Source organism: Actinomadura sp. RB99 (assembly GCF_014706005.1).
Lineage (GTDB): Bacteria > Actinomycetota > Actinomycetes > Streptosporangiales > Streptosporangiaceae > Spirillospora.
The window spans coordinates 19,074-41,144 of sequence record NZ_JABMCA010000083.1 but is presented as its reverse complement, the minus strand read 5'-3'; the positions used below and the strand labels follow the sequence as shown (position 1 = coordinate 41,144).

Below are 22,071 nucleotides of genomic sequence, written 5' to 3'. Positions count from 1 at the left end.
CCGGGTCGCCCGCCGCGCCGGCGCCCTCGCCGGGGCGCTGCGCACGGCGCTGGGCCTCGCGAGCGCGCTCGGCCACCCGCGCCAGCTCCGCGACCCGCGCCTCGTCGCGGGTGAGGTTCTCGCCGCTCGCCGGATCGAAGATGTGGATCTTCGAGGTGTCGATCCACAGCTCCGCCTCGTCGCCCGGCGTGATCCCGCTGGACGCGTCCAGCGCCACCACCGCCTGCGTGCGCAGCTGGTCGCTGTCCAGCTCGCGGGACAGGTCGCGGAGCTGCGCGGCGAGGTCGGCCGGCGCCTCGTACGGGACGTAGGCGTACAGCTCGTTGCCGAGCCACTCGGTGACGTCGACGCGCGCGCTGACCGTGCTGCCGCGCGCCTTCCTCTCCGCGCCGACCAGCGCGGCGTCCTCGAAGTGCTCGGGACGGATCCCGACGAGCACGACGTCGCGGCCCGCCACCGCGGCGGCCTTGCGCTCGTCGCCGACCTCGAAGCGGCCGAGCGGGGTGTCGAGCGCCGTGCCGTCGACGGACGCGGGCAGGAAGTTCATCGACGGCGAGCCGATGAACCCCGCGACGAACAGGTTGACCGGCTCCTCGTACAGCTCGCGCGGGCTCCCGACCTGCTGCAGGACGCCCTTGCGCAGCACCGCGACGCGGTCGCCGAGCGTCATCGCCTCCGTCTGGTCGTGCGTGACGTACACGGTGGTGACGCCGAGCCGGCGCTGGAGCCGCGAGATCTCCGTGCGCATCTGGCCGCGCAGCTTGGCGTCCAGGTTCGACAGCGGCTCGTCGAACAGGAACGCGTTCGCCTGCCGGATGATCGCGCGGCCCATCGCGACGCGCTGCCGCTGCCCGCCGGACAGGTTCGCCGGCTTGCGGTCCAGATGCTCGGTGAGTTCGAGCAGCTCGGCGGTCTCCCGGACGCGGCGGTCGACCTCCTCGCGCGGCACCTTCGCCAGCCGCAGCGGGAACGCGATGTTCTCGAACACCGTGAGGTGCGGGTACAGGGCGTAGTTCTGGAACACCATCGACAAGTTCCGCTGCCGCGGCGCGATCTTGTTGACGACCCGCTCGCCGATGCGCATCTCGCCGCCGGTGATGTCCTCCAGCCCGACGATCATCCGCAGCAGGGTGGACTTGCCGCAGCCGGACGGCCCGACGAGGATCATGAACTCGCCGTCCCGCACGTCCAGGGACACCTCGTTCACGGCCGGGAACCCGTCGCCGTACCGCTTGACGATGTTCTTCATGGTGATGGCGGCCATGCTTCAACCCCCTCGGGCCCTCAGCCCTTGACTGCGCCGGACGTCAGCCCGGCGACGATGCGGCGCTGGAACGCCAGGACGATGACGACGATCGGGACGGTCACCACGACCGCCGCCGCGCAGATGGCGGTCGTCGGCTGCTGGAACTCCGACGCGCCGGTGAAGAACGCCAGCGCGGCGGGCACGACCCGGGCCCGGTCCGACGACGTCAGCGAGATCCCGAACACGAAGTCGTTCCAGCAGAAGAAGAAGGTGAGGATCGCGGCGGTGAACACGCCGGGCGCGGCCAGCGGGACGATCACCTTGCGGAACGCCTGCCAGGTCGTCGCGCCGTCCACCTGCGCGGCCTGCTCCATCTCCCACGGGATCTCGCGGAAGAACGCCGACAGCGTCCAGATCGCGAGGGGCAGCGCGAACGAGATGTACGGGATGATCAGCCCCGGCCAGGTGTCGTACAGGCCGACGTCGCGCCACAGGTCGAACAGCGGCCCGACCAGCGACACGACCGGGAACATCGCGATCGCGAGGGCGAACGACAGGATCGCCTTCTTGCCGGGGAACTCCAGCCGGGCGATCGCGTACGCGACGAGCGTGGCGAACACGACGCCGATCACGGTCGCGATCAGCGAGATGCCGATCGAGTTGATCAGCGCGGCGGTGAACAGGTCGGTCTTGAAGACCGTCCGGTAGTTGTCCCAGGTCCAGTGGTGCGGCAGGAAGCCCTTCTGGTTGCCGATCTCGCCGGGCTGCTTGAACGACAGCATGACGATCCACAGGATCGGGAACACCGTCCACACAAGGATCAGCAGGGACGCGACGGCCCACAGCCATTTCGAACGGGCGGTCTCCATCACTTCTCGCCTCCCCCGCGCTCGCCGCGCGCCTGCGCCAGGTCGACGCGGAACCCCTTGATGAACACGACCGCGATGAGGACCACCGACAGGAACAGCAGCACGCCGACCGCGTCGCCGAGCCCGATCGCGGTCCGGGTGATCGTCTGCCGGTAGGTGAGGAACGACAGCGTCTCGGTCTTCTGCTGGCCGGAGGTCATGACGAAGACGTTGTCGAAGATCCGCCACGCGTCGAGCGTGCGGAACAGCACCGCGACGAGGATCGCGGCCTTCATGTTGGGGATCGTCACCCGGCGCAGCCGCTGCCACGCCGTCGCGCCGTCCACGGTCGCGGCCTCGCCGAGGTCGCCCGGCACCTGCGCCAGCCCGGCGAGGAGCAGCAGCGACACGAACGGGGTCGTCTTCCAGATCTCCGACAGGACGATCACGGTCATCGAGGACCACCGGCCGGAGAACCAGGCGTAGTCGCCGAGCCCGAACCAGGAGTTCACGAACCCCGACTGGAGGTCGAACGCGTACTTCCACGCGAACGCGGAGATCACCGTGACGATCCCGTAGGGCAGCAGGATCGCGGTGCGGACGGTCCGCCGCGCGAAGACGGCCCGGTGCATCACCATCGCGAGCGCGAACCCGATGACGAGCTCCACCGCGACGGTGACGGAGGTGATGACGAAGGTGGTGAGGACGTCCTGCCAGAACAGCGGGTCGGACAGCGCCGTCCCGTAGTTGGCGAGGCCGACGAAGCGGCGGTCGTCCGGCGCGGTGATCCGGTAGCTGAACAGCGACAGGTACAGCGCGTTGACGAGCGGGTACGCGGTCACGACCAGCATGACGATCACGGCCGGGGCGGACAGCAGGAGGCCGAGCCGGCGTTCGGCGCGGGCGCGGTCGGAGATCTCCGCCGCGGGCGCCGCGGGTCTTCCGGCGGCGGGGGCGGTGTGCCAGGGTCCCGGCGAAGCCGGCCCGGGGGGCGTGGGGGGTCGTCCCCCCTCGGAGGGTATCGCGGTCATCGTCGGTCCCTTCAGAGCAGGCGCTGGTCGCGCAGGACCTGGTGGACGAACGTGGCGGACTCGCGCGGCGTCGAGTTCGGGTTCACCGACGCCGGCGGGTGCCAGCGGCTCTGGATCGCGCCGGACACGTCGGTGTAGTACGGCGTGATCGGGCGCGGCGCCGCCGCGTTGATCGAGTCGCGGATCAGTCCCGCCATCGGGAACTGCTTCTGGATCTCCGGGTCGTCGTAGACGGCCGGACGCGCCGCCGGGTTGCCCTCGGCGAGCATGTACTCCTTCTGGTGCTCGGTGGAGGTGATGCAGGTGACCGCGTCCACGGCGAAGGTGTTCTTGTACTTGCCGTAGGCGCCGATCGCGACCTCGATGCCGCCGAACGGCGGCTTGCTGTCCTGGCCCGGCGCCACCTTCGGGTAGCGGGCCCAGCCGATGTCGGACGGGATCGCCTTGCCGATGACGCCGGCCTTGGCGTCGCTGGCGTCGGCGGCCCAGATGTAGGGCCAGTTGACCATGAAGCCGCCGCGCGCGCCGTTGAACAGGGCGCGGGACTGCTCCTCGATGTCGGTGGACAGCGTCGGGCTCGCGGCCCGGGAGGTCGCCAGCCGGTGGACGATCGCCGCCGCGGCCCGCCCGGCCGGGGAGTCGATCTCGATCCGCGCGTTGTCGCCCTTCTGCGCCTCGCCGACCACCTGCCCGCCGGCGGACGCGACGAGGGCGTTGATCCACACCATGTAGCCCTCGTACTTGTTGGCCTGCACGCCGACGGTGGTGCCGGTGCGCAGCGCCGCGTCGATCATCTTGTCCCAGGTGAAGTCGGGCGCGTTCGGATCGACGCCGGCCTTCTTCACGGCGGACTTGCGGTACCAGAGCAGCTGCGTGTTCGCCCAGAACGGCGCGGCGTACAGCTTCCCGTCCCAGGTGGAGCTCTGCACCGCCACCGGGAACACGCCCTGCGTGAACCGCGCCGCCTGGCTCGCCGGGAACGGCCGCAGGAACCCGGCGTTCGCGGCCTCCGCGACGAACACCGGGTCGAGGCTCATCAGGTCGAGCCCGCCGTCCTTGGCGGCCAGCCGCCGGACGAGCTGCTCGCGCTGCTGCGTGGCGTCGTCCGGCATCAGCGAGGTCTTGATCTTGAATTTCCCGCCGGACGCCTTGGAGCAGGCGGCGGCGAGCTTGTCCTGCCCGCCGTTGTCGGGGTTGATGTACCAGTTCAGGGTGGGGGTGCCGCCGCCTCCGCAGGCGGCGAGGCCGCCCGCCGCCAGCGCCAGCGCGACCGCGGCTCTCAGTGCGGTACCGGTTCTGCGTGCTCGTCCGACTCCCTCGACCATCGGGCCTCCCGAAGCCACCCACCATGTGCGGGCGCTTCGCCGGAACGCATCCATGGCGGGTCCGATTTCATGAGAACACCGGAATGCGTAACTGTCGAGATGCGAAGAGTGAGGTGGTGAGGGGAACGCAACGCACCGGCAACACGAAACACAGCCGAAACAAAGCGGTATAGGACACGAAACGGACACGGGTGATTCTCGATGGCGGACACCGGATCCGCGAAGGGGGAGACGCCGTGCCCAGAGGAACCGATGCGGGCGACACCGCGTGGCTGCTCGCGAGCACCGCGCTCGTCCTGCTGATGACGCCCGGACTGGCGCTGTTCTACGGGGGAATGGTCCGCGCCAAGAGCACCCTCAACATGATCATGATGAGCCTGGTGTCGGTCGCGCTGGTGACCGTCTCCTGGCTCGTCGCCGGCTACAGCCTGGCGTTCGGCCACGATCTCGGCGGCCTCGGGCTGCTCGGCGGATTCGAGCACGTGGGCCTTAAAGGCATCACCCCGACGACACCCCATGGTCACGTCCCGGCGCTGCTGTTCGTGACCTTCCAGCTCACCTTCGCGATCCTCACCACCGCGCTCATCAGCGGCGCCATCGCCGACCGCGCGAAGTTCTCCGCCTGGATGGTGTTCGTACCCGTCTGGGCCCTCGCCGTCTACGCGCCGATCGCCCACTGGGTGTGGGGCGGCGGCTGGATCTCCGACCTCGGCGCCCTCGACTACGCGGGCGGGCTCGTCGTCGAGATCGCCTCCGGCGCGTCCGGGCTCGCGATGGCGCTCGTCCTCGGCCCCCGCATCGGGTTCCGCAAGGAGGCGATGCGGCCGCACAACCTGCCCATGGTGCTGCTCGGCGTCGGGCTGCTCTGGTTCGGCTGGTTCGGCTTCAACGCCGGGTCCGCGCTCGCCGCGAACGGGACCGCCGCCGCCGTCTTCCTCAACACCCTCGTCGCCGGCTGCACCGGCCTGCTCGGCTGGCTGCTCGTCGAGCAGCGCCGCGACGGCCGCCCCACCACGTTCGGCGCCGCGTCCGGCGTCGTCGCCGGCCTCGTCGCGATCACCCCGTCCTGCGGGTCGGTGAACGTGCTCGGCGCGCTCGCCGTCGGGCTCGTCGCGGGCGTCGTCTGCTCCTACGCGGTCGGCTGGAAGCACCGGCTCGGCTACGACGACTCCCTCGACGTCGTCGGCGTCCACCTCGTCGGCGGCGTCATCGGGACGCTGCTGATCGGGCTGCTCGCCGTGCGCTCGATGACCGGCGGCGCGGCCGGGCTGATCGCCGGCGGCAGCGGCGTCCAGCTCGGCAAGCAGGCGATCGCGGTCCCGGTCGTCGGGCTGTTCGCGTTCACCGTCACGTTCGCGGTCGGGAAGCTGATCGACAAGGTGATGGGGTTCCGGGTGTCCGCCGAGGACGAGACGAGCGGCGTCGACCTCGCCCTGCACGCCGAGACCGCCTACGAGCACGGCGTCAACGGCCACGCCAACCCCATCGGCAAGCTCGCGCACCCCTCCCCGCTCGGCATCGCCAAGCAGCAGGAGCAGGGCGCCTGACCTGCCCGAGCCGGTCTGGCCCCGGGTTCCCGGGAAGACGAAGAAGGCGCGGGAGGCTCGCGGACCCCGACCGACCCGCGATCCTCCCGCGCCTTCGCCCTTGGGGACGGCGCGGGGGCTCAGTAACCGCCGCCCGTCCCGTAACCGGAGCCGCCGCCGGACCCGGTGCCCGAACCGCTGCCCGAACCGCCGCCGGTCATGATCTTCGCACCGCTCGGCCTCGTCAGCCACCACACCCCGCCGACGCCCTGGCCCTTGGTGTCACCCGGCTGCTTGTCCTTCTCGTAGAAGTACATCGGCCAGCCGTTGATCGTCAGCTGGCACTTGCCGTCGTCCTTGCGCTCGATGAAGTTGACGACCTTGCGGCTGACGCCCTCGAGCTTGAGGTGCTTCCAGCCGTTGAACACCGCCGGCGGCCACGCCTTCTTGCACGCGCCGAAGCACGTCGAGTTCGGCGGCTTGCTGGTGTCCTTGTCGTAGCGGTACAGCGTGCGGCCGTTCCCGTCGGTCAGGATCATCCCGAACTTCGGGTCGTTCTTCGCCTTGACGACCGTCCAGCCCTTCCACCTGTTCGCGGTCTTGGCCGCCGCGAGCGCCTTCTTGCCGGTCGGCGCCGCCGCGTACCACTTCTTGCCGACGCCCTGCCCGCGCACGTCGCCGGGGCTCTGGTCCTTCACGTACCGGTACAGCGGCCAGCCGCCGAGGGTGACCTGCCACTTGCCGTCCGGCCGCCGCACCTTCCCGACCAGCGCCGCCTCGACGCCCTTGACCTGCGTGGCGGCGCCGTTCGCCCACACCGGCGGCCACGCCTTCGCGCACGCGCCCGCGCAGGTCGACGCGGGCGGCTTCGCCGTGTCGTCGTCGAACCGGTACAGCGTCCTGCCCTGGCCGTCCGTCACCACCTTGCCGAGCCTGGTGACGCTCGCGACCTCCAGCGTCGTCGGCGCGGCGGACGGCGACGGCGACGCCGACGGGTCCGCCTGGGCTCTGCTCCCGGCGGCGGCGTTCCGCTGCCCCTTGCCGTTCCCGTTCTCCTGCCCGCACGCCGACAGCACCATCCCGGACGCGATGAGGGCGGCCGCGGCGGGGAACGCCCAACGTGGGAAATGCATCTCGTGTCCTCCATGTGTTGTGGGCCCCGGCTCGGTCCGGGTGCCGCACGCCGATCGAGGAGGCGGCCGCACCGCTCGTCCTGATCGAGGAGCAGTACGGAGAAGGGCGCGGAACGGGTTCAACCTCGGACACGTCCCAGGAAAAGCCCACGAACACCGCGATCGAGGTATGCAGGTGCCGACCCCCGACCGTCCGAGCCGCCCGTCCCCCGACCCGGCCGGCCTCTTCGCCAAGCCGGCGCCTGAGCCGCCCGGCCTCTTCGCCAAGCCGCCGCCGCCCGAGCCGGAGCCGCCGGCCGGTCCGGCCTGGCTCGTCGTCCCGGCGCGGGTGATCGCGCTGATCGTCGTCGTGCCGTTCCGGCTCCTGTACGACCTGCTCACGGTGGTCGGACGCGGCGCCGCGGCGTGCTGGCGGTTCCTGATCCGCGTCCCGGCGGCGATCGCCGTCGCGCTGTACCGGTGGGTGCTGCGGCCGCTCGGCCTCGTCCTGTGGTGGCCGCTGCGCATGCTCGGCATCGGCATCGCGGCCGCCGCGCGCCGGCTCTACCGGTACGTCCTGACGCCGATCGGGCACGTCCTCGATCTCGTCCTGCTCAGGCCGCTCCGCGCCCTCGGACGCGGCCTCGCCTGGCTCGGCGGATGGATCGGGCGCGGATTCGCGTGGCTGTTCCGGGGCATCGGATGGCTCGTCGCCGTCCTCCTCGTCCTGCCTGTCAGCCTGCTCTGGCGGTACCTGCTGCTGCCGCCGCTGCTCGGGCTCGCCTGGGTCGCGCACTGGATCGGGCGCGGTCTCGCCGCGGCGTGGCGGGCGTTCGCGACCGCCGTCGTGTGGACATGGCGGCAGACCGGGCGCTGTCTCGGGTGGTTGCTGCGCGTCTTCGTCGTCGTTCCGGCGCGCGCGCTGTGGCGGTACGTGCTGGCGCCGATCGGCGCAGGCATCGCCGGGACGTGGCGGCTCTCCGCCCGCATCCTGTCCTGGCTATGGCGCACCCTGGTGGTCGCGCCCTTCCGCGTGCTGGTGCTGATCCCGCTCCGCTGGTTCGGGACGACCGTGCTGGTCCCCATAGGGCGCGGCATCGGCGCGGCATGGCGCGTCACCGTCCGCGACCCGCTGCGCGCCGTCCGCCGGACGCTGCGCGAGGCGAGCCGGGACGTCCGCCGGACGCTGCGCCGCACCTTCCTCGGCCGTTGAGCCCGGCCCCGGGCCGGACGGCCGAACGCGCCGGCCTCCCGTGCGGAGACCGGCGCGCTCTGGTGATCGTTACTGCTCGTCCGCCGCGGAGTCGCGCCGCTCGGCGCGCTCGCGCATCTTCCTGAGCAGCTCCTTCTTCCGGGCCGCCGGATCGGCGGCGCCGCCCGGCACGGCGGCCTCCCCGCCGCGCAGCGCGCGCCGCGAGATCTTCTTGCGCTGGCCGCCGACTCCGAGCATGCCGTTCCGGCCCCTGCTCTTGGACATGATCGACTCCCGTCCGGGCTGGTGTGCCATCGGTCCTGCACCCAGATCCGGCCGCGCGGGAGCGGTGACGCTCAGACGCCCTTCACTACCCGGGCGTCCCGGCCGGATTGTCCGGCGGAACGCGGCGGATGCACGCGCTGGAGCACGGGCCACGCGGCGGTGGCCAGGAGATCGCTGATCATCCCGCCACCGTAGGGACCGCCCCGCGCGGCGGGCAACGTGTTTTCGGACGGGCCGGTGCTGCGATACTGGCGGGCGATGTATCGACTCCTGTTCTCACTGGTCATCGCCCGGATCTCCGCCGAGACCGTGCACCACCTGACGCTGCGGGCGCTGCGCGCGATCCAGGCCGTCCCGGGCGCGGCGCCGCTGCTGCGGCGGGTCCTCGCGCCGCGCGACCCGGCGCTCCGCGTCCACGCGCTCGGCCTGGACTTCCCGAGCCCGCTCGGCCTCGCCGCCGGGTTCGACAAGGACGCCGTCGCCTACGAGGCGCTCGGCGCGTTCGGGTTCGGCCATGTCGAGATCGGCACCGTGACCGGACGGCCCCAGCCCGGCAACCCGCGCCCCCGGCTGTTCCGCCTCGTCCGCGACCGGGCGGTCATCAACCGGATGGGGTTCAACAACGCCGGCTCCGAGGCCGCCGCCGCCCGGCTGCGCGACCGCCGCCCCGGCACGATCGTCGGGGTCAACATCGGCAAGACCAAGGTCGTCCCGGAGGCCGAGGCCGCCGCCGACTACGTCGCGAGCACCGAGCGGCTCGCCCCCCACGCCGACTACCTCGTGGTCAACGTCAGCTCCCCGAACACCCCGGGGCTGCGGAACCTGCAGGCCGTCGAGCACCTGCGGCCGCTGCTCACCGCCGTCCGCGAGGCCGCCGACCGGTCCGCGCCGCGCCGCGTCCCGCTGCTGGTCAAGATCGCGCCGGACCTGGCCGACGCCGACGTCGACGCGGTCGCCGACCTCGCCCTCGACCTCGGCCTGGACGGGATCATCGCGACCAACACCACCATCGAGCGCTCCGGGCTGCGCAGCGACGCCGCGCTGGCGAAGGAGACCGGCGGGCTGTCCGGCGCGCCGCTGAAGGAGCGGTCGCTGGACGTGCTGCGCCGGCTGCGCGACCGCGTCGGCGACCGGCTCGTCCTGGTCTCGGTCGGCGGCGTCGAGTCCGCCGACGACGTGTGGGAACGCGTCCGCGCCGGCGCCACCCTCGTCCAGGGCTACACCGGGATGATCTACGGCGGCCCGCTGTGGGCCCACCGCGTCCACCGCGACCTGGCCCGCCGCCTGAAGACCAGCGCCTTCCCCACCATCACCGCCGCCCGCCGCCCCCGTTGAGCCGGGGCGTCTCGTCCTCAGGCCGCGGGCAGGGCGACACGCCAGGACCCAACGGAGATCGCGGCTTTGCCGTGAGCTGAGCATCGCGCGGGCACGAGTGCAGGTATGCCCGGCGACCTGGTGCCCCGTGAGACGCTGCTCGTCCGCATCGGCGCCGCGCTGGCCGTCGGCATGCCCGCCCTCGTGACGCGGGTCGCCGGGCTGCACCCGCCCCCCGTCGCCGCCGCCGTGATCTACGGCGCCGGGGTGCTGGCCGCCGCCGTCCTGCTGATGTGGGCGGCCGAGACGGCCCGCGCCGACATGTCGGGAGCGCTCGCCCTCGCGCTGCTCGCCCTCATCGCCGTCCTCCCCGAGTACGCCGTGGACGTGTACTACGCGTTCGCGGCCGGCACGAAACCGCACTACGCGGGCTATGCGGCGGCCAACATGACCGGCGCGAACCGCCTCCTCGTCGGCGTCGGGTGGGCGCTGGTCGTGCTGGCGTTCACGCTCGGCGTCCGGCGGACGACCCGGCGCCGCCGGCGGCACGGCAGGAGGCACGGCGGACGGCCGGGATCGCTGCCGCCCGGCGAGGAGCGCGACGTCCGCCTCGCCCCGCACCACCGGACGGAGCTGGGGTTCCTCGCGCTCGCGACCGTGCTCGGCTTCGTCCCCGCGCTCACCGCGGAGATCGGGTGGTACATCGCGATCGTCCTGATCGCCGTGTACATCGTCTATCTCGGCCGGATCGCCCGGGGCGGCGGCGAGGACGTGGAGAACCTCGCCGGGGTGCCCGCCTGGCTCGTCACGCTGCCGCGCCGCATGCGCCGCTCCGCGACCGCGGCCGGGTTCGCGATCGGCGCGATCCTCGTGTTCATCTCCGCCGAACCGTTCGCGAACTCGCTGGTGGACGCCGGGTCCGCGCTCGGCGTCGACGAGTTCCTGCTCGTCCAGTGGCTCGCGCCGCTGGCGTCCGAGGCACCGGAGCTGATCGTCGCGGTGATGTTCGCGTGGCGGCTGCGCGACGCCGACGCGATCGGCACGCTGCTGTCCAGCAAGGTCAACCAGTGGACGCTGCTGATCGGCAGCCTGCCCCTCGCCTACAAGGCGGGCGGCGGCGCCTGGTCGCTGCCGCTCGACTCGCGGCAGCTGGAGGAGGTGCTGCTGACCGCCGCGCAGACCGTCCTCGGGCTCGGCCTGCTCATCGACCTGGTGCTGCGGCGGTGGGAGGCCGCGCTGCTGTTCGTGCTGTTCGCGATCCAGTTCCCGCTGCCGGGCGAGCAGGCCCGGCTGATCCTCTCCGGGATCTACCTCGCGATCGGCTTCACCGTCCTGATCAACCGGTACCGCGATCTCGGCCGCGCGATGGAGACCGTCCTCAGGCACTAGCCGCCGGCGCGGGCCGGACCGTCTCGAAGAAGCCGTCGGCGATCAGCTCCGGCAGCACGGCCTCGGCGTGCGCCCGGACCTGGCCCGGATCCATCCCGGTGAGCTGCGCGATCGCGTCGAGGAGCGGGTCGATCGGGAGGCCGCCGTCGCAGACCCCGGCCAGCGCCGCCTCCACCGTGCCGACCCCGGCCGCCCGGCGCAGCCCCGCGGTCTGCCGCAGCACGATCCGCTCGGGGTCCTCGGCGCCCGGCGGGCCGACCTGTTCCTGGACGAGCCCGGCCGCCGCCCGCACCCGCGATCCACAGCCTGTGGAAAACTTTTCGGCGTTCCCGAACCCGTCCAGGACGCCTTCCACATAGGCGCCGACGGGTTGGTCGACGGCCTGCCGCAGCTCCTCGATCCGGACGGAGGGGCGGTCGCTGCGGCGCAGCGTGATCCACCCGAACCCGATGCCGGTGACGCCCTGCCGCTCGAAATGGTCGAGCCACGCGTCGTAGCGCGCCCGGTATTCGGGCGTTCCCGCCTCGCACGAATCGCGCAGCCACAACTCGGCGTACTCGGCGGGGTCCTGGACGTCCCGCTGGACGATCCACGCGTCGCAGCCCGCCGTCCACGCGCCGACGCGCTCCTCCCACGGCACGCCGTCGACGTGCAGCCAGTTGGCCAGGAGCTGGCAGTATCCGCCGTCCTCCAGCATCTCCGGCGCGGCGCCGACGAGCCGCCGGCAGAAGTCGTCGCCGGGCATCCCCGACTCCCGGTAGGTGAACCGGCGGTCGCCGGACGGCGCGACCACGAACGGCGGGTTCGACACGATCAGGTCGAAGCGGCGGCCCCGCACCGGCTCCAGGAGCGAGCCCTCCAGCAGCTCGACGCCGTCCGTTCCGGACAGCGCGAAACTCATCGCGGCGAGCTCCAGAGCGCGCGGGTTCACGTCCGTCGCGGTGATCCGGCCGGGGCGCAGCCGGTCGTGCAGATGCACCGCCTGGACGCCGCAGCCGGTACCGAGATCGAGGACGTTGTCCACAGCCCTGTGGACAACCAGCCGGGCCAGATTCGCCGACGCGCCGCCCGCCCCCACGACGTGGTCGTCCGCCGGGACCGTGCCGGAGCCGGGGCGCACCTTGAGATCGGAGACGACGTACCCCGCGTGCCCCTCGCCGCTCACCGACTCCAGCGGCTCGGCGTGCAGCAGCGGCCGCACCTCCGCACCGGACGGCTCGGCCAGCCCCGCCGCGAACAGGTCGCGGTCGTCCAGGCCCGCCGCGGCGAGGGCGGCCGCGTCCACCGGCACCTGCAACCAGAACAGCCGGGTCAGCAGCTCCAGCGCCGAACCGCCGCGCGTCGCCCGCAGCGCCGGGACGATCTCGTCGCGGGCCAGCGCGCCGCCCGCGACCGGGCCAAGCAGCTCGCGCACGCCGCCGACGGTGTAGCCCGCGTCCTCGAACGCGGCACGGACGCGGCGCAGGGCCTCCCGAAGATCACGCATCCGCCCATCCTGCCCGACCGCTCTCCGGCATGCCCGAACCCGCGCTGCATCGCCTCGGCCCCGCAGGGGCCCCAGGCGTCGCGATCGCGAGCGAAGCCGGATTCGAGCGAAGCGAGGATCCGATCGCGCAGCGAGCCCCCTGGGCGAGTCGGAGCGATGCAGCGATCGCACGCGCCGTCCGCTGAAGGAAGGCCGTCTAACGGCCTGACGCCGAGGACGATGCGATCAAATCCAGCAGGCCGGGGAAGCGGGCGTTGAGGTCGTCGATGCGGACCTCGCTGCGGCGCTCCAGGCCGTACTGGCGCTGCCGCAGGACGCCGGCCTCGCGCAGCGCCTTGAAGTGGTGGGTCAGCGACGACTTCGGCCGGTCGAACCCGAACCAGCCGCAGGGATGGTCGAACTCCTCGCGTTCGAGCAGCAGCCTGCGCACGATCTCCAGCCGCAGCGGCCCGCTGAGCGCGCCGAACACCGTCTCCAGCCGCAGGTCCTCGACGGCCGGTTCCGGCAGCGGCTCGGGCAGGCCGGGCGGTTCGGCCATCACCCGGATCGCCGGTCGCGCGGTCGTCCCCGTCGTCGCCATGCCGCGTCCCCTCTCCCACATGTACGAGTTTCATCGTACTGCATGTTATGTTCGAAAAAAGTCGTACTGCTTCGGCGAAGGGACCCCCCATGTCGCACGCCCGGACGATCCGCGCCCCGGAGGACGCCCCGGAGGGCGCCCCGCCCGCCGCCGTCCCGACCCGCTGGATCTGGCTCGCCGCCTGGCCCGTCACCGCCGTCTTCGTGCTGTCGAACGCCGCCACCCCGCTCTACGTGCTCTGGCAGCGCGACATCGGCTTCTCCAAGGGCACGCTCACCGTCGTCTTCGCCTTCTACATCGTCGGGCTGCTCGGCTCCCTGCTGGTGTCCGGCGTGCTCTCCGACCGGTTCGGCCGCCGTCCCGTGCTGCTGCCCGCGCTCGCCCTCGCGCTCGCCGCCTGCGGCGTGTTCGCGACCGCCGGCACCGTCGCCGCGCTCATCGCCGCCCGGCTGATGACCGGCGTCGCCGTCGGCGCGGCCGTCTCCGCCGGCATGGCCGCCGTCACCGACGTCGCCGGGCCGTCCCGCCGCCGCCTCGCCGCGCTCCTCGCCTCGTCCGCGATGGTCTTCGGCGCCGGCCTCGGGCCGCTGCTGTCCGGCGTCCTGTCCGAGACGCTGCCCGCCCCGACCGCCACCGTGTTCGCCGTCGAGGCCGTCCTGCTGGCCACCGCGTTCCTCGTCGTGCTGCGCATGCCGGCCGGACGCCCGTCCGGGCCCGCCGCGCGGTCGTGGATCCGGGTGCCGCGCGTCCCGCGCGGGAGCGGCATGCGGCTCGTCCTCGGGATCGCGGTCTTCGCGCCCGGCATCACCGCGACGTCGTTCGTGCTGTCGCTCGGCCCGTCACTGCTGTCGGGGCTGCTCGGCACCGGGAACCGGATCGTCGCCGGCGGCATGGCGTTCGTCATGTTCGCCGCCGCCACCGGCGTGCAGTTCGCCGTCCAGCGGCTGCCCCGGCGCGCCGTCCTCCTCGCGGGCGCCGCCGCCACGACCGCCGCGATGGCCGCGCTGGTCGGCGCCGTGCACGGCGGGTCGGTCGCGGCGCTCGCCGCGTCCGCCGTGCTCGCGGGCGCCGGGCAGGGCATGGGCCAGCTCGGGGGCCTGTCGCTGCTGAACTCCGCCGTCCCGCCGCGCCGCCTCGCCGAGGCCAACGCCGCGTTCAACATCGGCGGCTACGTCCCCGCCGGCCTCCTGCCGGTCACCGCCGGCTACCTCAGCGACGCCGTGGGCCTCACCGCGGGCGCCACCCTGTTCGCCGCCGCGCTCGCCGCCCTCGCCGCGACCGGCGGCCTCGTCGTCCTGGCGGCCCGCCGCCGCGCCGACGATCAGGACAGGTAGTTCTGGAAGCCCTTCGCGAGGGACTCCGCCATGCGCTGCCGGAACGAGGCGCTGGTCATCTTGGCCGCGTCGCCCTTGTTGCGCATGTTGCCGCACTCGATGAAGACCTTCGGGACCGTCGACATGTTCAGCCCGCCGAGGTCGCTGCGCTTGTCGATGGCCTTCGTGCCCAGGTACGTGGAGTAGGAGATGCCGGTGCCGGAGTGGTACGCGTCGCGCAGCGCCGTGCCGAGCTTGGCGGACGGAGCGACGATCTTGGCGTTCTTGCCGACCGCCAGCGGCTCGATGATGTGGAACCCGTGCCCGGACGCGGCCGCGCCGTCGCCGTGGATGGAGATGGCGGCGTCGGCGTGCGCGGCGTTGCCGACCGCCGCCCGCTGGTCCACGCACGGCCCGACGCCCGTGTCGTTCTTGCGGGTCAGCGTCACCTTCGCGCCCTCCGCGCGCAGGATCTTCGCCAGCCGGTTCGACACGTCCCAGGTGAAGGCGTGCTCGGAGTAGCCGGAGACGGTGTCGGTGCCGGTGGTGTCGCACTCCTTGGTGCCGTTGCCGACGTACACCGGCTTGGCGATCTCGCGCGGGTGCGAGGCGTTGCCGCCGTTGTGGCCCGGGTCGATCACGATGACCTTGCCCGCCAGCGGGTGCCCGCCGGACCCCTGCGGCGAGACGGGGCCGCCCGCCGAGGTGCCCGTCATCGCGCCCGTGGTCGGCGGCGCCGCGGTGTCACCGGCCGGCGACGCCTTCCCGCCGGTCGATCCGCCGCACGCGGCCAGTGCGCCGAGGCACAGCGCGAGACCGGCGACCGCGGGGCCTCCTCGTTGGATGCGCACAGACCGTCCTCCGTGATGACTTCGTTACCGACCCTGACAGTCTGCACACGCGCGGGAGTTCGTCAAACGAAGTCGGAGAAACGGGTAGGGCGAGTTCCGGCCGTACCAGGTCAACGAGGACGGCTCTGGACGGCCCTGGTTCGCCCGTACGGGCGCGGGGAGGCTCCGGTCAGAGGAGCGGGTCCTCCTTGCCCAGCAGCGCCGCCAGCGCGCGCGCCTCGTCCGCGTCCAGGCCGAGGACCACGCGAGGCCGCCCCCAGGGGTGGTCGATCGAATGGGCGACGTAACTGGCGACCGACTCCGAGACCTGCTCGGCCAGGCCGCGCGCGTGCCGCCACTGCGACCACGCCTGCTCCAGTTCGCTCGCCGCGCGCTGCGCGCACGACACCAGTTCCGGATCACGCACGAGCTGAACCCCCTTGGGTGAACACGACCCTTACCCGTACCGCCCGGCCGCGCGGGCGGCCCCATACAGGAGCCGCCCGCGCGCCACGCCGAGCGGTGAGTCCATTAAGGCGCCGCCGAGGGGGAGGAGGCTGATGAATGCGGCAGGCTTGGCCAGCCCCTTACCCGCACCACACCACTTCGAGGAACACGGACCGTCCGGAGCGTCGGACGGAGCGAGGAGAGCGCGCGCGGGACAGGTGCGGCAGGGAACCCGGGGCGGGCGCGAGGGAGCCCCCGGGGAGGCGCCAGGGGAGCCCACAGGCAGGCGTGAGGGGAGCGCCCGCGGGCGCGTGCGCGCCGGACGGCGGGACCGCGCTAGACGGCGGGAGCGGGGCCGGTCGTCGAACGGATCACCAGATGCGGGACGACGAGGTTCTGCTTGGCCCCCCGGGACGGGTCGCCGATCCGCGCGGTCAGCAGCTCCGCGGCCACCCTCCCCATGTCCCGGCGCGGCTGGTCGACGCTGGTCAGCGAGATGTGCCGGATCGCGGCGAGATGCGTGTTGTCGTAGCCGACGATCGACAGCTCCCCGGGCACCGACATGTCCAGCTCGTCCGCCGCCGACAGCGCGCCGGTGGCGACCAGGTCGTTCGGCGCGAAGATCGCCGTGGGCCGCCGCTCGCGGCGCAGCAGCTCCAGGGTCGCCCGGTAGCCGCCGTCCTCGGTGAAGTCGCCGGGCTCGACCACGATCTCGTCGCTCAGCCCGTGCCGGTGCATCGCCTTCTCGTAGCCCGCCCGCCGGTACCGCGCCGTCGTCGAGCGCGCCCCCTCGATGTGCGCGATCCGCCGGTGCCCCAGGCCGACCAGGTGGTCGACGGCCAGGCTCGCGCCCAGCTCGTCGTCGTCCACCACGATGTCGACCCCGACGACGTCGCGCTCGCCGACGACCACCACCGGGACGCTCGCCGCGGCCTCCTTCAGCGACTCCGGGACGACGCTGAGCAGGACGAGGCCGTCCACCCGCATCTCCAGGAACGCCTCGACGGCCTCCGCCTCGAACAGCGGGTCCCAGCGGCCGCTGCCGACCAGCATCCGCAGCCCGGCGCCGTGCAGGCTCTCCTGGAGGCCGTCCAGGAACTCGGCGAAGAACGGGTTGTGCAGGTCGGCGACGATCGCCCCGATCAGCCGGGTGCGGCCCTCGACCAGGCTGCGCGCCACCGCGTTCGGCCGGTAGCCGAGCTCGCGCGCCGCCTGCAGCACCGCCTGCCGGCGCCGCTCGCTCACGTGCGGTGACCCCCGCATGACCAGCGACACGAGCGACTTCGACACGCCGGCCCGCTCGGCGACGTTGCGGATGGTCGGCTTCGGCGCGGGCACCGGCCTCCCCTCGTCGCTGCGCGCCGCGGAGGCGGGCTCGCGCGGCGGGGGCACCGCGCCCTCTCCCACCACCGGCGTCTCGTGCGGGGGGCTTGCTTCACCAGCTGACATGGCACTCCGTCCAGGGGGGCCTAGGCATGCCTCATGGGTCTTGGCGGACCTGCCGCGGCGGCACGCCGCGGAGGGCCGGCGCACCTCCTGCGCCGCGGAGGAGATGCCATGATGCCTCTCCTTCGCCCCATATCGTCGCAACAGTGAGTAACGGGCATACGACAATGGCAGTTGCGGCCTGTGGTGTTCCGGATCACAGCGGTGTCGGCGGGTGATCACGACCCGGTGAAAAGCCCGTCCCGCGGGACGCGCCCGCGACCCGCCCCGGCCGCCCTCGGATACGCTGCCCAGGTGGCAGAACGTGCGGTGGCCGGCGGTAAGGCGCGGAGCCGGCAGGGCGGCGGGCAAGGACGCCGCAGGCTCAGCGTGGACGAACGCCGAGAGGAACTGATCGAGGCGGCGCTGCAGCTGTTCAGCACGCGCTCGCCCGAGGACATCTCGATCGACGACGTCGCGGCCGCCGCGGGCGCCTCGCGCGCGCTGGTCTACCACTACTTCGGCGGCAAGTACGAGCTGTACCTCGCGGCGCTCGGCAGCGCCGCCAAGCAGCTGTCGGTGCTGCTGGAGCCGCCGGCGGAGGGCAAGCCGCTGGAGCGGCTGCGGGTGTCGCTGGAGCGCTACTTCGACTTCGTGGAGAGCCACGCGGCCGGTTACACGGCGCTGCTGCGCGGCGGGCCCGCGGACCGCTCCGGCGAGGTCGGCGAGATCGTCGACGGCATCCGGCAGCTCCTGCTGGACCGGATCCTGCACTCGCTGGACGTGGAGACCCCGCCGCCGATCCTGCGCATCACGCTGCGCTCGTGGATGGCGTCCGTGGAGACCGCGGGCCTGGACTGGCTGGACAACCGCGACGTGACCCGCCCCGAGCTGGAGGCCCTCGTGGTGGACCAGCTCGTGGTGATGCTGCACGTGGCGGGCAAGCACGACCCGTCGACCGGCGCCCTGTTCGACCGTCTCGCCCAGGAAGAGATGAGCGTCTGAGCCGCGCCCCGTCCTGCCACAACGGGAAGATCGGCTGACCTCATCCGGTCACGCCCTGTGCGCTCCGGCGCGGGCCGGGGTCCAGGGGCGGGCCGGGACCGGGAAAAGGATTGTCCCGCCCGCGGTTCGCGAGCGGGACATCCAGACCGGACGGTGATCGGCCCGGGACCGCGATTCTCGGATGACCGTGGTCCCGGCCCGTTCGTCCAGGAGGCCGCTGCGGCGTCCTCGCGCGTAATCGACGTGCGAGGCCGTCGAGGGGCCTCCTGACCGCCCCCCCAGTTGTTCGGCCGGGTGCTTCCGGCAGGGCTCGGTTCGAGCCCGGCCGGCCGGAGCGGCTACTCCGACCGCTGCTGCGGAATGCCCGCCAGCAGCGCGCGCACCTCCGCCTCGCGGTAGCGCCGATGCCCCCCGAGCGTGCGGATGGACGTGAGCTTCCCCGCCTTCGCCCACCGCGTGACGGTCTTGGGGTCGACGCGGAACATCGTCGCCACCTCCGCCGGCGTCAGCAGGGGCTCGGCCTCTGGCGTACGTGCTGACATGTTTGCGGCCTCTCCTCCGTGGACCGATGACAGCGATCCTGCGATTGATCCTCGCGCGGTCACTGATGTCCCCTATGGCCCGAAAGAGCCACTATGACATCACAACGTGTAACCTTGCCACCACTCAGCGCAACAAGCAAGTTCCTGGCGGTAGTTGCGTGCAAACATCCCCGCCGAGGCCGGGAGCTGCGCGTGTCCGATGATGACTGGGTCACGCTGCGTGATTCTAGCGACACGTATAGTCGTATCGCGCGCGGATTCGGGAAATTTGTTTTAGTTCGCCGATTCGAGGGCCCGTACGGGCCTCCAGCGCGCGAGGAGACGCTTGTACATCGCCACGGTCAGCTCGACCTCACCGCGCTCCATCCCGGTGAGCGCGACGGCCATCTCCGCGACCGACTCGTCCCCCTGCAGCGTCCGGTCGTCCAGCAGATGGACGAGGCCGCCGTAGTCCAGCTCGACCAGCGCCCGCGGATGGAACTCCCCGAGCCACCGGGCGAGCGTGTCCAGCCGGCCCGCCGACAGCAGGAAGACCTCTCCCGACCCGTCGCCGAGGGTCTCGCGCACCACCGGGAGGGCGGCGGCGACCCGGCGGCGCGCCTCCCCCATCGAGGTGACGTAGATGAGAGTACGCGCAGGAGCCGCCGTCGCAGGGCCATGACCTGCTTGTTCTTGGGACGCGTCCTCCTCCGGGCCGTATCCGGCGCCCGGCGCGCCCAGCATCAGGCACCGCTCCCCGCGGGCGAACGGCACGAACCAGTCCAGCGGCACGTGCCACGTGCTCGTCAGGATGTGCGGCCGCAGCGGGCGGCCCGCCCGCTTCCACTGCTCGAACTCGCGCACGACCCGCTCGGCCAGCGGCGGCGGGACGAACGCGGCCGCGAGCGCCGCCGCGTGCTCCCCGCGGAACCGCTCGAACGCCAGCCAGGACCGCAGCCGCGTCTCCCACGGGCAGACGTAGATCGTGTCGCCGACACGCCGGACGTAGGCGTCCCGGCTCTCCCGGTCCGGCACGACCTCCGGCGGCACGCCGACGACCCGGCGCGCAGCGTCGTCGTGCTCGGCGCCGAGCGCGTGGATCCGGCGGGGCCGCCGCCTGGAGTCGGCATAGGCCGTCCACAGGGTCCGCGCGGGCTCCGGGAAGGCGGTCACCGGTTCATATATCCGTAGGTACGCCGCGTACGGAAACACCACCGCATCGTGACATGAGACCGGACGAACGCTGCCGCGAACACGCCATACCGCGCCCCTTAGTCTGATCTACAGACAGAGAGGAGGGCACTACCGTGCCTAATGTCTTCGGGTCGCCCCACAAGGGCACAGAGCCCCGACACGAGCAGGTCGTCTTCTGCCAGGACGAGGCCAGCGGCCTGCGCGCGATCATCGCGATCTACTCCACCGCGCTCGGCCCCTCGCTGGGCGGCACCCGCTTCTACCCGTACGGGTCGGAGGAGGAGGCGCTCACCGACGTGCTGAACCTGTCCCGCGGCATGGCCTACAAGAACGCCATGGCGGGGCTGGACCTCGGCGGCGGCAAGGCCGTCATCATCGGTGACCCCGCCAAGGACAAGTCGGAGGCGCTGCTGAGGGCGTACGGACGGTTCGTCCAGTCGCTCAACGGCCGCTACTACACGGCGTGCGACGTCGGTACGTACAGCGAGGACATGGACGTGGTGGCACGGGAGTGCCGGTTCGTCACCGGGCGGACGGTCGCGCACGGCGGCGCGGGCGACTCGTCGATCCTGACCGCGTACGGCGTGTTCCAGGGCATGCGCGCCGCGGCGGAGACGGTGTGGGGCACGCCGTCCCTGCGCGGCAAGAGGGTCGGCGTGGAGGGCGTCGGGAAGGTCGGCCACAGGCTGGTGGAGCACCTGCGCGAGGACGGCGCGGACGTGGTCATCTGCGACGTCAGCGAAGCGGCGGTGGAGCGCGTTCAGGCGCTGCACCCCGAGGTGGACGTCGTCGCGGACAAGGACGAGATGGTCCGTACGGAGCTGGACGTGTACGCGCCGTGTGCGCTCGGCGGGTCCCTCAACGACGACACGGTGCCGGTGCTGAGCGCGAAGGTGGTGTGCGGGGCGGCCAACAACCAGCTCGCCCACTCCGGCATCGAGAAGCGCCTCGCGGACCGTGACGTGCTGTACGCGCCCGACTACGTCGTGAACTCCGGCGGCGTGATCCAGGTGGCGGACGAGATCGAGGGCTTCAACTTCGACCGGGCGAAGGCGCGCGCGACGGGGATCTACGACACGACCCGGAAGATCTTCGCGCTGGCCGCCGACGAGGGCGTCCCGCCGGCGGTGGCCGCCGACCGGCTCGCCGAGCGGCGGATGTCCGAGATCGGACGCCTGCGCGGCATTCTCCTCTGAGCGGACGGACTCCTCCGAGCGGACGGTGATCCGGGCCGTCGCGGGGCCGGTACGGCCGGCTCCGCGGCGGTCCGCCGCGTTTCCGCCGATGGCGGCCGCTCTCGCGCGCGTGTCGCGGGCGCCTTGCCGCCGCACTGTAGGGCGGCCCTGACCACCGGATACACTGGAGTCTCAGCAACAAGAGCGCCGCCACGTACCGTCGATGTACCGAGCCGGGCGCAAAACGGGTACGGTTGTATCCGTGACTGACGCATGGCTCATCAGGCACCGGTTCGTGTGGTACACGCGCGCGTTGATGGGCCCACGAAAGCCCTGACCATCGAGGGGGTCGAGCCAATGGGTCGCGGCCGAGCCAAGGCCAAGCAGGTGAAGGTTGCCCGCCAGCTCAAGTACAACAGCGGCGGTACAGACCTCGACCGCCTGAAGCACGAACTCGGGGTCAACGACTCCGGTGACGACTCCTACGATGAGCTCGCCGAGAAGTACGCGGACTACGCCGATGACTACGGGACCGAGGACCGCAAGGACGGCACCTCCGGTTGACCGGCTGACAACACGCCACTGCCCGCACCCGCGGGCAGTGGCGTTTGTTCGGTTTCGGGCATCCGGCCCCCGGCGCTCCTGAGCACCGCCCCGCGCGGCTGAGAACCGCCTGGGGCCGCGTCCGGCGTCTCCGGCGCATCAGCCGACCCACCGGTCTCCCTGTCGTCCCAGCGTCGCGCTCAGCGCCTCGCCGTCCCACCCGGAACCCCGGGCGGGACGGATCGGACGGCCGGTCGCTTGATCGACGGATCGGACGGTCGCTT

The 22,071-nt window shown here is 72.4% G+C and carries 21 protein-coding genes; 8 read left to right on the top strand and 13 right to left on the bottom strand.

The genetic code is table 11. The features are described from left to right. From amrb99_RS42435 to amrb99_RS42420, 4 genes are all read right to left on the bottom strand, one after another. A partial coding sequence (locus amrb99_RS42435; protein ID WP_190867308.1) for an ABC transporter ATP-binding protein occupies positions 1-1,264 on the bottom strand: 1,264 nt, incomplete at its 3' end. Positions 1,265-1,284: 20 nt separating this feature from the next. Continuing rightward, on the bottom strand, positions 1,285-2,115 hold the full coding sequence (locus amrb99_RS42430; protein WP_190867306.1) for a carbohydrate ABC transporter permease: 831 nt from the start codon (positions 2,113-2,115) through the stop codon (positions 1,285-1,287). Beyond that, a complete protein-coding gene (locus amrb99_RS42425) occupies positions 2,115-3,125 on the bottom strand; it encodes a sugar ABC transporter permease (protein WP_190867304.1) in 1,011 nt (336 codons plus the stop codon). Before amrb99_RS42425 ends, amrb99_RS42430 begins: the two co-directional genes overlap by 1 nt. Positions 3,126-3,136: 11 nt before the next feature. Beyond that, positions 3,137-4,450 carry an extracellular solute-binding protein gene (locus amrb99_RS42420; protein WP_190867302.1) on the bottom strand — a complete coding sequence of 438 codons (1,314 nt, stop codon included), beginning with the start codon at positions 4,448-4,450 and terminating at the stop codon, positions 3,137-3,139. Positions 4,451-4,686: 236 nt separating this feature from the next. Between amrb99_RS42420 and amrb99_RS42415 the strand changes: the two genes are divergently transcribed. After that, on the top strand, positions 4,687-5,997 hold the full coding sequence (locus amrb99_RS42415; RefSeq protein ID WP_190867300.1) for an ammonium transporter: 1,311 nt from the start codon (positions 4,687-4,689) through the stop codon (positions 5,995-5,997). A gap of 119 nt (positions 5,998-6,116) precedes the next feature. Here the strand turns inward: amrb99_RS42415 and amrb99_RS42410 are convergent, their stop codons facing one another. Beyond that, the gene (locus tag amrb99_RS42410) at positions 6,117-7,109 is read right to left on the bottom strand and encodes an SCO0930 family lipoprotein (protein ID WP_190867298.1); all 993 of its coding nucleotides are present in this window, start codon (positions 7,107-7,109) and stop codon (positions 6,117-6,119) included. Between the two features lie 169 nt (positions 7,110-7,278). Here amrb99_RS42410 and amrb99_RS42405 point away from each other — a divergent pair, with 169 nt between their 5' ends. After that, positions 7,279-8,301 carry a hypothetical protein gene (locus tag amrb99_RS42405; RefSeq protein WP_190867296.1) on the top strand — a complete coding sequence of 341 codons (1,023 nt, stop codon included), beginning with the start codon at positions 7,279-7,281 and terminating at the stop codon, positions 8,299-8,301. 69 nt (positions 8,302-8,370) lie between these two features. Here amrb99_RS42405 and amrb99_RS42400 read toward each other — a convergent pair whose 3' ends face one another. Beyond that, positions 8,371-8,565 (bottom strand): DUF6243 family protein, encoded by a 195-nt coding sequence (locus amrb99_RS42400; RefSeq protein WP_190867314.1) that lies wholly within the window; start codon positions 8,563-8,565, stop codon positions 8,371-8,373. 258 nt (positions 8,566-8,823) lie between these two features. Between amrb99_RS42400 and amrb99_RS42395 the strand changes: the two genes are divergently transcribed. Continuing rightward, on the top strand, positions 8,824-9,900 hold the full coding sequence (locus tag amrb99_RS42395; protein WP_190867293.1) for a quinone-dependent dihydroorotate dehydrogenase: 1,077 nt from the start codon (positions 8,824-8,826) through the stop codon (positions 9,898-9,900). Positions 9,901-10,005: 105 nt separating this feature from the next. Then, positions 10,006-11,268, top strand: a complete 1,263-nt coding sequence (locus tag amrb99_RS42390) for a sodium:proton exchanger (RefSeq protein WP_190867291.1) — start codon at positions 10,006-10,008, stop codon at positions 11,266-11,268. Here the strand turns inward: amrb99_RS42390 and amrb99_RS42385 are convergent. Both amrb99_RS42385 and amrb99_RS42380 read right to left on the bottom strand, forming a co-directional pair. Then, positions 11,258-12,754 (bottom strand): class I SAM-dependent methyltransferase, encoded by a 1,497-nt coding sequence (locus amrb99_RS42385; protein WP_190867289.1) that lies wholly within the window; start codon positions 12,752-12,754, stop codon positions 11,258-11,260. The genes amrb99_RS42390 and amrb99_RS42385 overlap by 11 nt on opposite strands. A 196-nt stretch (positions 12,755-12,950) precedes the next feature. Further along, positions 12,951-13,334, bottom strand: coding sequence for a helix-turn-helix transcriptional regulator (locus amrb99_RS42380; RefSeq protein WP_190867287.1), 384 nt, complete (start codon positions 13,332-13,334; stop codon positions 12,951-12,953). Between the two features lie 89 nt (positions 13,335-13,423). Between amrb99_RS42380 and amrb99_RS42375 the strand changes: the two genes are divergently transcribed. After that, positions 13,424-14,668, top strand: coding sequence for an MFS transporter (locus tag amrb99_RS42375; RefSeq protein ID WP_190867285.1), 1,245 nt, complete (start codon positions 13,424-13,426; stop codon positions 14,666-14,668). On the opposite strand, the gene amrb99_RS42370 is transcribed toward amrb99_RS42375, so the two are convergent. From amrb99_RS42370 to amrb99_RS42360, 3 genes are all read right to left on the bottom strand, one after another. Beyond that, entirely contained in the window at positions 14,656-15,498 is an 843-nt protein-coding gene (locus amrb99_RS42370) for an N-acetylmuramoyl-L-alanine amidase (RefSeq protein ID WP_347257096.1), read from the bottom strand. The two genes, amrb99_RS42375 and amrb99_RS42370, sit on opposite strands and share 13 nt — an antisense overlap. A 169-nt stretch (positions 15,499-15,667) precedes the next feature. Next, on the bottom strand, positions 15,668-15,904 hold the full coding sequence (locus tag amrb99_RS42365; protein ID WP_151542608.1) for a hypothetical protein: 237 nt from the start codon (positions 15,902-15,904) through the stop codon (positions 15,668-15,670). A 356-nt stretch (positions 15,905-16,260) separates the two neighbouring features. Then, complete coding sequence (locus amrb99_RS42360; RefSeq protein WP_190867283.1) at positions 16,261-17,373, bottom strand: LacI family DNA-binding transcriptional regulator; 1,113 nt, start codon at positions 17,371-17,373, stop codon at positions 16,261-16,263. A gap of 291 nt (positions 17,374-17,664) precedes the next feature. Here amrb99_RS42360 and amrb99_RS42355 point away from each other — a divergent pair, with 291 nt between their 5' ends. Next, positions 17,665-18,354 (top strand): TetR/AcrR family transcriptional regulator, encoded by a 690-nt coding sequence (locus tag amrb99_RS42355; protein WP_225991928.1) that lies wholly within the window; start codon positions 17,665-17,667, stop codon positions 18,352-18,354. A gap of 338 nt (positions 18,355-18,692) precedes the next feature. On the opposite strand, the gene bldC is transcribed toward amrb99_RS42355, so the two are convergent. Further along, complete coding sequence (gene bldC / locus amrb99_RS42350) at positions 18,693-18,896, bottom strand: developmental transcriptional regulator BldC (protein WP_012850682.1); 204 nt, start codon at positions 18,894-18,896, stop codon at positions 18,693-18,695. A gap of 273 nt (positions 18,897-19,169) precedes the next feature. Continuing rightward, a complete protein-coding gene (locus tag amrb99_RS42345; RefSeq protein ID WP_347257095.1) occupies positions 19,170-20,048 on the bottom strand; it encodes a hypothetical protein in 879 nt (292 codons plus the stop codon). Between the two features lie 134 nt (positions 20,049-20,182). Here amrb99_RS42345 and amrb99_RS42340 point away from each other — a divergent pair, with 134 nt between their 5' ends. Together amrb99_RS42340 and amrb99_RS42335 are read left to right on the top strand one after the other, a co-directional pair. Beyond that, positions 20,183-21,265 carry a Glu/Leu/Phe/Val dehydrogenase gene (locus amrb99_RS42340; RefSeq protein WP_190867279.1) on the top strand — a complete coding sequence of 361 codons (1,083 nt, stop codon included), beginning with the start codon at positions 20,183-20,185 and terminating at the stop codon, positions 21,263-21,265. Between the two features lie 336 nt (positions 21,266-21,601). Continuing rightward, positions 21,602-21,808 (top strand): DUF3073 domain-containing protein, encoded by a 207-nt coding sequence (locus amrb99_RS42335; RefSeq protein ID WP_151542604.1) that lies wholly within the window; start codon positions 21,602-21,604, stop codon positions 21,806-21,808. Positions 21,809-22,071: the final 263 nt, after the last annotated feature.

Excerpts from the sequence above, each read along its gene's own strand:
- amrb99_RS42430 (WP_190867306.1), bottom strand. The coding sequence starts at position 2,115 with ATGGAGACCGCCCGTTCGAAATGGCTGTGGGCCGTCGCGTCCCTGCTG.
- amrb99_RS42425 (WP_190867304.1), bottom strand. The coding sequence starts at position 3,125 with ATGACCGCGATACCCTCCGAGGGGGGACGACCCCCCACGCCCCCCGGG.
- amrb99_RS42420 (WP_190867302.1), bottom strand. The coding sequence starts at position 4,450 with ATGGTCGAGGGAGTCGGACGAGCACGCAGAACCGGTACCGCACTGAGA.
- amrb99_RS42410 (WP_190867298.1), bottom strand. The coding sequence starts at position 7,109 with ATGCATTTCCCACGTTGGGCGTTCCCCGCCGCGGCCGCCCTCATCGCG.
- amrb99_RS42405 (WP_190867296.1), top strand. The coding sequence starts at position 7,279 with ATGCAGGTGCCGACCCCCGACCGTCCGAGCCGCCCGTCCCCCGACCCG.
- amrb99_RS42400 (WP_190867314.1), bottom strand. The coding sequence starts at position 8,565 with ATGTCCAAGAGCAGGGGCCGGAACGGCATGCTCGGAGTCGGCGGCCAG.
- amrb99_RS42395 (WP_190867293.1), top strand. The coding sequence starts at position 8,824 with ATGTATCGACTCCTGTTCTCACTGGTCATCGCCCGGATCTCCGCCGAG.
- amrb99_RS42390 (WP_190867291.1), top strand. The coding sequence starts at position 10,006 with ATGCCCGGCGACCTGGTGCCCCGTGAGACGCTGCTCGTCCGCATCGGC.
- amrb99_RS42385 (WP_190867289.1), bottom strand. The coding sequence starts at position 12,754 with ATGCGTGATCTTCGGGAGGCCCTGCGCCGCGTCCGTGCCGCGTTCGAG.
- amrb99_RS42380 (WP_190867287.1), bottom strand. The coding sequence starts at position 13,334 with ATGGCGACGACGGGGACGACCGCGCGACCGGCGATCCGGGTGATGGCC.
- amrb99_RS42375 (WP_190867285.1), top strand. The coding sequence starts at position 13,424 with ATGTCGCACGCCCGGACGATCCGCGCCCCGGAGGACGCCCCGGAGGGC.
- amrb99_RS42360 (WP_190867283.1), bottom strand. The coding sequence starts at position 17,373 with ATGTCAGCTGGTGAAGCAAGCCCCCCGCACGAGACGCCGGTGGTGGGA.
- bldC (WP_012850682.1), bottom strand. The coding sequence starts at position 18,896 with ATGTCAGCACGTACGCCAGAGGCCGAGCCCCTGCTGACGCCGGCGGAG.
- amrb99_RS42335 (WP_151542604.1), top strand. The coding sequence starts at position 21,602 with ATGGGTCGCGGCCGAGCCAAGGCCAAGCAGGTGAAGGTTGCCCGCCAG.